The organism is Lentzea sp., from assembly GCF_035525475.1.
In the GTDB taxonomy this organism is placed as follows: domain Bacteria; phylum Actinomycetota; class Actinomycetes; order Mycobacteriales; family Pseudonocardiaceae; genus Lentzea.
Map to the genome: position 1 here is coordinate 1 of NZ_DATLEC010000042.1, position 7,831 is coordinate 7,831.

The 7,831-nt window shown below is 70.4% G+C and carries 10 protein-coding genes; 5 read left to right on the top strand and 5 right to left on the bottom strand.

The annotated features are described in order from the left end of the window. Positions 1–26 precede the first annotated feature (26 nt). Together VM306_RS06640 and VM306_RS06645 are read right to left on the bottom strand one after the other, a co-directional pair. Positions 27–563 carry a hypothetical protein gene (locus tag VM306_RS06640; RefSeq protein WP_414672335.1) on the bottom strand — a complete coding sequence of 179 codons (537 nt, stop codon included), beginning with the start codon at positions 561–563 and terminating at the stop codon, positions 27–29. 67 nt (positions 564–630) lie between these two features. Further along, on the bottom strand, positions 631–1,011 hold the full coding sequence (locus tag VM306_RS06645) for a hypothetical protein (protein ID WP_325512006.1): 381 nt from the start codon (positions 1,009–1,011) through the stop codon (positions 631–633). Between the two features lie 62 nt (positions 1,012–1,073). Here VM306_RS06645 and VM306_RS06650 point away from each other — a divergent pair, with 62 nt between their 5' ends. Both VM306_RS06650 and VM306_RS06655 read left to right on the top strand, forming a co-directional pair. After that, positions 1,074–2,507, top strand: coding sequence for a M20/M25/M40 family metallo-hydrolase (locus VM306_RS06650; RefSeq protein WP_325512008.1), 1,434 nt, complete (start codon positions 1,074–1,076; stop codon positions 2,505–2,507). Further along, positions 2,494–3,534, top strand: a complete 1,041-nt coding sequence (locus tag VM306_RS06655; RefSeq protein ID WP_325512010.1) for a potassium channel family protein — start codon at positions 2,494–2,496, stop codon at positions 3,532–3,534. The genes VM306_RS06650 and VM306_RS06655 overlap by 14 nt, the downstream gene beginning before the upstream one ends. A 29-nt stretch (positions 3,535–3,563) precedes the next feature. On the opposite strand, the gene VM306_RS06660 is transcribed toward VM306_RS06655, so the two are convergent. Next, positions 3,564–4,157, bottom strand: a complete 594-nt coding sequence (locus VM306_RS06660; protein ID WP_325512012.1) for a TetR/AcrR family transcriptional regulator — start codon at positions 4,155–4,157, stop codon at positions 3,564–3,566. 93 nt (positions 4,158–4,250) lie between these two features. Between VM306_RS06660 and VM306_RS06665 the strand changes: the two genes are divergently transcribed. Further along, positions 4,251–5,000: an SDR family NAD(P)-dependent oxidoreductase gene (locus VM306_RS06665; protein ID WP_325512014.1), complete on the top strand. Its 750-nt coding sequence runs from the start codon at positions 4,251–4,253 to the stop codon at positions 4,998–5,000. Between the two features lie 13 nt (positions 5,001–5,013). Here VM306_RS06665 and VM306_RS06670 read toward each other — a convergent pair whose 3' ends face one another. Further along, positions 5,014–5,427, bottom strand: coding sequence for a hypothetical protein (locus tag VM306_RS06670; RefSeq protein ID WP_325512016.1), 414 nt, complete (start codon positions 5,425–5,427; stop codon positions 5,014–5,016). A gap of 74 nt (positions 5,428–5,501) precedes the next feature. After that, positions 5,502–6,074 (bottom strand): hypothetical protein, encoded by a 573-nt coding sequence (locus VM306_RS06675; RefSeq protein WP_325512018.1) that lies wholly within the window; start codon positions 6,072–6,074, stop codon positions 5,502–5,504. Positions 6,075–6,154: 80 nt separating this feature from the next. On the opposite strand from VM306_RS06675, the gene VM306_RS06680 reads away from it, so the two are divergent. Together VM306_RS06680 and VM306_RS06685 are read left to right on the top strand one after the other, a co-directional pair. Continuing rightward, on the top strand, positions 6,155–6,823 hold the full coding sequence (locus tag VM306_RS06680; RefSeq protein WP_325512020.1) for a response regulator transcription factor: 669 nt from the start codon (positions 6,155–6,157) through the stop codon (positions 6,821–6,823). Next, positions 6,820–7,831 (top strand): HAMP domain-containing sensor histidine kinase (locus VM306_RS06685; protein WP_325512022.1); only part of this gene is annotated, 1,012 nt, incomplete at its 3' end. The genes VM306_RS06680 and VM306_RS06685, both read left to right, overlap by 4 nt.

A 7,831-nucleotide genomic window follows, 5' to 3' on the forward strand; every position in this document is an offset into this window, starting at 1 on the left:
CAGGTGTGGCGCAGCCCAGACGGAGATCAAGCCCCGGCAGGCGCGTGCGAAGCCTTCAGCACCCGCTCGTACAGCACCTCGAGCAGCCACCGCCCGAACAGCGAAGGCCCGAACTCCGGCGACCGGTCCTCCGGCGGCACCATCAGGTCGGCCGTCGTGTCGTCGCCCACCACCACGCCGATCCCGTAGTAGTCGAGCTCGATGTAGGACCAGGCCTGCGACTCGTCGGACCGGGGCAGCATCACCGCGCACGGCGCGAGGGTCAGCAGGGTGCCGCACGACTGGAGCGCGCGGTCCGTGGTCGACTCGCTGACCAGGACGCCCACCAGCTCCACCGCCGCTACCGGGAGGCGGTCGTGGACCTCCGGCTCGAACCAGGAGCGGAACCACGACGGGTCCGCTCGCGGGGGCCAGCCGTTCGCCGTTCTCCACTCGTGCACTTCGGGGAGCAGCCGCACCACCGCGGACACCTGCTGGCCCAGGACGGCCACGTCGGGAACTACGACGCCGTCCCAGCCGAGCGCGGTTGCGGCGCGCTGAAGAAGCGTGTGCACAGAGCGCATCCTAGGGTTCCTCGCGCGGAGAATGACAGCGTTTGCAGGATACTTGGTGAAGGATTGCCCGACGTTGTCACCGGGCGGCTTCGGCTACTTTCCAGGCCCAGGCCACCAGGGGGATCTGCAGCGGCAGGCGGCCATACGCCAGGGCGCGGGCCTTGGGCGACTTCTGGCGAAAGTCCAGAGCCATTTTCACGTTTGCCGGGAACACCGCGATGAACAGCGCGGTGGCGGCCAGGCCGCCCAGGCGGCGGGTTCGGGGGACGGCTACGGCAAGAGCCACGCCCAGTTCCGCCGCGCCCGACGCGTAGGTCCATTGCCTGGGGGTGCCGGGCAGGGCTCGCGGGACGATCGCGTCGTAGTACTTCGGCCTGCGGAAGTGGGTTGCTCCCGCCAGGCCGAGCAGGGCGGCGAGCGCCAGCGCCGACCGCGTTCGGGAACGGTTCGGTTCCATGCGGCCACCCTGTCATGCCTACGCGGCGTAGGCGAGATCGGGCTGGCCTATTGTCCACGAGCGTGGCAGGTGATTCTCGTCATTCCGAACGCGCCGCTGTCGCCGCGCTGAGCGAATCCTTCGTGGCCGGGCTCCTCGAGTGGATCAGGATCCCGAGCATCGGTGTCGACCCCGGTCACCACGGTGACGTGCGGAGATCCGCCGAGTGGCTGAAGAGCCGGCTTCGCCTGGACGGCTGGCCGGAGGTCGAGATCTGGGACGACGGGCCGGCGCTTCCCGCCGTGTTCGCGTGCTGGCCGGCGGACGATCCTCAGGCGCCGACCGTCCTCGTCTACGGACACCACGACGTGCAGCCGGTCGATCCCGTCGAACGGTGGCACCACCCGCCGTTCGAGCCCGTGGTCCGCGGCGACGAGCTGCTCGGGCGTGGTGCCAGCGACGACAAGGGGCAGGTGGCGATGCACCTGCTCGCGCTGAAAGCGCATTTGGCAGCAACCGGACAAAATGCTCCGAGTGTGACGTTGAAGCTCTTCATCGAAGGTGAGGAGGAATCGGGGTCGCCGCATCTGCGAAAGCTGCTCGAGGACCACGGGAATGCGCTCGCGTGCGATCTTGTGGTGTTCACCGACACCTCGTTGCACGAACGCGACGCCCCGACGGTCAACACCGGGCAGCGAGGTGTTCTCGGCGGTGAGGTCGTGTTCTTCGGCGGCACCGACGACGTCCATTCCGGACGGGCCGGCGGCGCGATTCCCAACCCCGCCACGGCGCTCGCGAAACTGGTCGCCGCGCTGCACGACGACGACGGCCGCATCCGGATCGACGGCTTCTACGACGACGTGAAGGAACCGACCGCTCGGGAACGCGAGGACTACGCCGCGCTGCCGTTCGACGAGCGGAGCTGGCTGGCCAACAACGGTGGCGGCGCCCAGAAGGCGCACGGCGAGCCCGGCTACTCGACGCTCGAACGGATCTGGGTCCGGCCCACCGCCGAGGTCAACGGCCTGCACAGCGGCTACACCGGTCCCGGCCTCAAGACGATCATCCCGGCGTCCGCCACGGCGAAGATCAGCTTCCGGCTCGTCCCCGACCAGCGGCCGGAGAAGGTCCGGGCGCAGCTCGAGGAGTTCGTCGCGAAGCACACGCCGGACGGGATCCGGGCGGAGGTCAGCTTCCGCGGCACGGGCGTGCCGCCGTACGCGATCAGCCCCGACCACCCGGCCAACGCCACGGTCAGGGAGGCGATGGAGCTCGCGTTCGACCAGCCCGTGCGGTTCGCGCGGGCCGGCGGGTCGGGGCCCGCGGCGGTGCTGCAGGCGTTGCTCGGGGTGCCCCTCGTCTACCTCGGCGCGACCTTGCCGGATGATCGCGTCCACGCGCCGAACGAGCGCGTGGTGGTGCCGTTGCTCCTCAAAGGCGCGGAGGCTGCCGCTCACCTGTGGCGCATGCTCGCCCAAGCGGAGATCGCGAAGAGGTTGACCGATGAGTCTCTCTGACGAAGCGTCGCACTCGCTCGTCGGCGTGATCAGGATGCCGGACCAGGTGCAGAGCCCGGTCCGAGCCATCCTGAAACGTGTCATCGGCGCGATGGCCGCCCTCCTGCTCGCGGTGCTGATCGTCTACCTGGACCGCGACGGCTACCGCGACGTCAACGAGGACGGCGTCTCGCTGCTCGACTCGTTCTACTACGCGACGGTGTCGCTCTCGACGACCGGCTACGGCGACATCACGCCCGCGTCGTCGTCGGCGCGGCTGATCAACGTCCTGGTCATCACGCCGTTGCGGGTGCTGTTCCTGATCGTGCTGGTCGGCACGACACTCGAAGTTCTCACCGAGCGCTCCCGTCAGGCGTTGCGCATTCAGAAGTGGAGGCGGGTCGTGCGGGACCACGTTGTGGTCGTGGGTTACGGCACCAAGGGGCGGTCCGCGGTCGCGGCGCTGCTCGGCGACGGTGCCGAACCCGGTTCCATCGTCGTCGTGGACACCGTGCAGGAGTCCCTCGACGCCGCGTCCGCCATCGGACTCGTGACCGTCCACGGATCCGGAACGCGCAACGACGTGCTGAGGGTCGCCGGTGCGGCCCGAGCGCGCGCGATCGTCGTCGCCCCGAACCGGGACGACACGGCGGTGCTGATCACGCTCACCGCCCGTGAGCTCGCACCCAAGGCGCAGATCGTGGCGTCGGTGCGGGAACGGGAGAACGAGCACCTGCTCAGGCAGTCCGGCGCCGACTCGGTGGTCGTGTCGTCGGAGACGGCGGGACGGCTGCTCGGCATGGCCACCGCGACGCCGACGGTGGTCGCGATGGTCGAGGACCTCCTCACGCCCGACGCCGGTCTCGCGATCGCGGAGCGGGACGTCGAGGCGACCGAGGTGGGCGGGTCGCCGCGGCACCTGTCCGACATAGTGCTCGGCGTGGTGCGGGGCGGGAAGCTGTTCCGGGTGGACGCCCCCGAGGCGGACGCGATCGAGCCGGGCGACCGGCTGCTCTACGTCAAAAAGGTGACTCCCGCCGGGGAGTAGCGCCGCATCGCCCCGGTGGTGTGCTCGCGCTACCGGGGCGGACGCGGAAGGCCGGCCAGGGCCGTCTCCACGACGCCCCTCAGGGTGCTCTCGTCGGTCCCGGCCTTGCCGAGGGCCTCGATGCCGCGATGAACGGTGAGCAGCAGGGCGGCGAGCTGCCGCGCGTCGGCGGCGGGGTCGATGTCGCCGTTGCGCTGGCACGCCCCGAGGTCGGCCGTGATGGCCTGCTGGATGCTCTCGAGGGTCTTCAGCGAACGAGCGGAGACCACCTCGTCGTGCTCGGACAGTTCCGCCGTGCCCTTGGCCAGCAGGCAACCGCGGCGGCTGGGCTCGGCACAGGCGGTCGCGTGGTTCAGGAAGTAGGCGGTGAGCCGCGCGAGGGCCTGCTCGTCGGCGCCGTCCAGCTGGCGGCTCGCCGAGCGGATCGCCGCGGTGCAGTGGTCGTCGAACACCCGGTGGAACAGCTCGCGCTTGCCGCCGAACGCCCCGTACAGGCTCCCCTTGCCCAGACCGGTGGCCGCCGCGATCGCGTCCATGCTGGTCCCGGCGAAACCCGTCGTCCAGAACTGGTCGCGTGCCGCGGTCAGCACGGTCTCCTCGTCGAACTCCCTCGGCCTCGGCACTCCCGCAGTCTAAGCGTTCTTGACTGGGTCGTCCACAAACCCCTACGTTGTGGACGATTCAGTCAAGAATTGACGAGAGCGAGTGATCAGGCGATGAGCGCACTTCTGGACGGCAAGGTGGCCGTGGTCACCGGTGGGACGAGCGGGATCGGGCTGGCCATCGCCCGGCGGTTCGTCGCCGAGGGGGCGCAGGTCTTCGTCACCGGCCGCCGTCAGGCCCAGATCGACGCGGCGGCCGCGGAGCTCGGGCCGCAGGCGGTCGCGGTGCGGTGCGACGTGGGGAACCTGGCGGAGCTCGACGCCCTCTACGAGGTCGTCACGCGGCGGGCGGGCCGGATCGACGTCCTGGTGGCCAACGCGGGCGGTGCGGTGCCCGCCGTCCTCGGGGAGATCACCGAGGAGCAGTTCGACAGCATGTTCGCCACGAACGTGAAGGGCGCGGTGTTCGGGGTGCAGAAGGCGATGCCCCTCCTGTCGAAGGGGGCTTCGGTGATCCTCATCGGGTCGAGCACGTCCACGCGTCCCGACCGGGGCATGGAGGTCTACGGCGCGACCAAGGCGGCGCTGCGCAACTTCGCCCGCAGCTGGACGCTCAACGCGCGGGAGAACGGGTTCCGGGTCAACGTGCTGAGCCCGGGGCCGGTCAGGACCCCCGGCCTGCTCGGCGTCGTCTCCGAGGACCAGCAGGACGACTTCGTGAAGATGTTCGAGACCGTGCTGCCGGCGGGGCGGCTCGGCGACGTCGAGGAGGTCGCGTCGGCTGCTCTGCTCCTGGCCTCGGACACCGCCACGTACGTCACCGGCGCCGAGTGGTTCATCGACGGCGGCTACACGAGCGTCTGATGACCGGCGAAGGTCATCCCCGCCGGGGGCCGGGCATCACGGCCGGGGCGCGCAGCGGCGCGTAGCGGAAGAGGAACGCGTAGAAGCCGCCCGCCAGCGCTGCCATGCACAGCAGCAGCGCGGTGAGGCGGCTCGACACCGGCGGTCCGGCAGGGACGGACGCGGCGGAGGACACCATGCCGGAGCCGGTGGTGACGATCTCGACGGTCTCGCCCTCGCGGTGACCGCAGCCGTCCAGCGTGGCCTGTTTCTTCTCGCCGCCCGCGTCCCACTCGACGGTGTCCATGCCCTGACCGCACGACCCGGTCTCGACGACGGTGGCGGCCACGGGTCTGGGAGGGTCGGCGGCGCCGAGCACCCTGGAGGGCACCAAGAGCGCGATCGCGACCCCGATCCCGACCAGTCCGACGACCAGCAGGATGAACACCCATCTGTCCGGGCTTCGCGGAACCGCCACACTGCGATGTTCGCAGACGCGGCGGCCCGCGTGGAGCCCAGGTTTTACTTGGGCAACTGGCGGAGCTGCTCGACCTTGACGGTCTTGCCGTCCGAGACCGTCCCCGTCACGGCGACGAGGTCACCGTTCTTCGGCTTCTCGCTCACCGACGCCAGGTCGAGCGGCGTCTGCAGTCCGTCGACCTGCACCAACGTGGCGTTGTTGCCGTTGACGTCCTTGATCGTGCCGCGCGCGTTCGCCTTGGCCAGGGCCACGTTCAGCGCCTTGCCGTCCTTCACGCGCACGGTCACGCGCTGGTCGGCCTTGAGCCCGGCGAGGTCGCCGCCGCGCAGCTTCGTGGAGCCGTCCGTGGTCAACGACACCTCGCTGCCGTCGTCCTTGGTGACCGTGAGCTTGCCGGACTCGACCGACTTCACGCGTCCGACGACGAGGGTGCCGTCCTTGGCCTTCGCCTTGTCCGGACGGCCCGGCTTGCCGGGGCCGCCTCCGGGGTGGCGCTCGGCGAACGCCGCTGCCGGCCCGTCGGGGCCCTCGGCCGCGGTCGCGACCGCGATGCCGCCGACGGTGAGACCGACGGCCGCGACGATGGCGCCTGCCCACGCTGATTTCTTCGACATGCGCCCCATGGTGCGCCCGCAGCCTGAGGACGAGCTGAAGGCGAGTCGCCCGGAACCCGGATGATCAGCAGAATGGTGAGGTGTCCGCCAGGGTGTTGGTGATCGAGGACGCCGAGGCGATCGGCGCCGCGGTGTCGTCCGCGTTGCGCGAGTCCGGCTACGACGTGCAGCACCGCCTGGACGGGCGCCAGCTGGAGGCCGACCTCGGCCGCTTCCGGCCGGACCTGGTCGTCCTCGACGTGATGCTGCCCGGCCGTGACGGGTTCCAGCTGCTCGAGGTGATCCGGCGGTCGTCCGGCGCCGGGGTGGTCATGCTGACCGCGCGCGACGGCGTGCCCGACCGCTTGCGCGGGCTGTCCGGCGGTGCCGACGACTACGTCGGCAAGCCGTTCGTGCTGGCCGAACTCGTGGCACGGGTGTCAGCGGTGCTGCGCCGGCTCGGCCGCACACCGTCGACCGTGCAGGTCGGTGACCTGGTCGTCGACGCGGACGCCGGCGTCGTCATGCGCGCCGACCAGGCGATCGAGCTGACCGCCACGGAGCTGCGGCTGCTCGTCTACCTGGCGGCCCAGCGCGGGCGCGTCGTGTCCAAGACGCAGATCCTCACCGCTGTGTGGGGGTACGAGGACTACGACCCCAACCTGGTCGAGGTCCACATCAGCGCTGTGCGGCGCAAGATCGAGGAACACGGGCCACGGCTCGTGCACACCGTGCGCGGGCTTGGGTACGTGTTGCGGGCCGAGGAATGAACCTCCGCACCGTCTCGTTGCGCCGCCGGGTCGCCGTTTCGGTGCTGCTCGTGTTGTTCCTCGTGCTCGTGACCCTGGTGATCGCCGTCGACCGGACGTTCGCCACCCAGTCCTCCCGGGACGTCGACGCGGTGTTGCGGGACGCCGAGACCCGCGCGGTCACGTCGCTGGTGCGGGGAACGCCGCCGCGCGAGGTCGTGCGGCAGCTGTCCAAGCGGAACATCCGGGTCACCGTGGAGCTGCCCAACGGGTCGCTCGTCGGCGACGCGCCAGAGGACGGGCAGTACCAGCGCAAGGCCCGCAACATCAACGGCAACAAGTTCGTGTTCTACGCGGACACCGAGGCCATCTCGCAGGCCCAGCTGCGGTTGCGGAAGCTGCTCGTGCTGCTGGGCCTCGGGGCGATCGTCGTCACCGGGCTGCTGATGATCGTGGTGGTGCGGCGGGCGCTGGCGCCGCTGGACGCCATGACCTCGCTCGCCCAGGCCATAGCGGCCGGGCACAGGGGCGGGCGGCTGAACCCGTCCCGCACCGACACCGAGCTCGGGCGCACCGCGGCGGCGTTCGACGGGATGCTGGACTCGCTGGAGGGGTCGGAGCAGCGGACCCGGCGGTTCGTCGCCGATGCCGCTCATGAGCTGCGCACGCCGATCACCGGGGTCCAGGCCGTGGCCGAGGCGCTGGTGCAGGCGCCTGTCGACTCGCCCGACCGGGATCAGATGTCGTTCCTGCTGGTGCGGGAGGCGCGGCGGGCCGGGCGGTTGGTGGACGACCTGCTGGCGCTAGCCCAGCTGGACGCCGGGTACGAGATGCAGCGGGAGTCTGTGGATTTGCTGGCTTTGGCGCAGGCCGAAGTGGCTCGGACTCGGTATGTTGCGCCTGATTTCGACATCGCTGCTTCTGGGGTGTCGGTTGTTGTTCTGGGGGATGGGCAGCGGTTGGCCCAGGTGCTCGCCAATTTGGTGGACAATGCCCGGCAGGCCTGTGGGCCTTCTGGGGTTGTTCGGA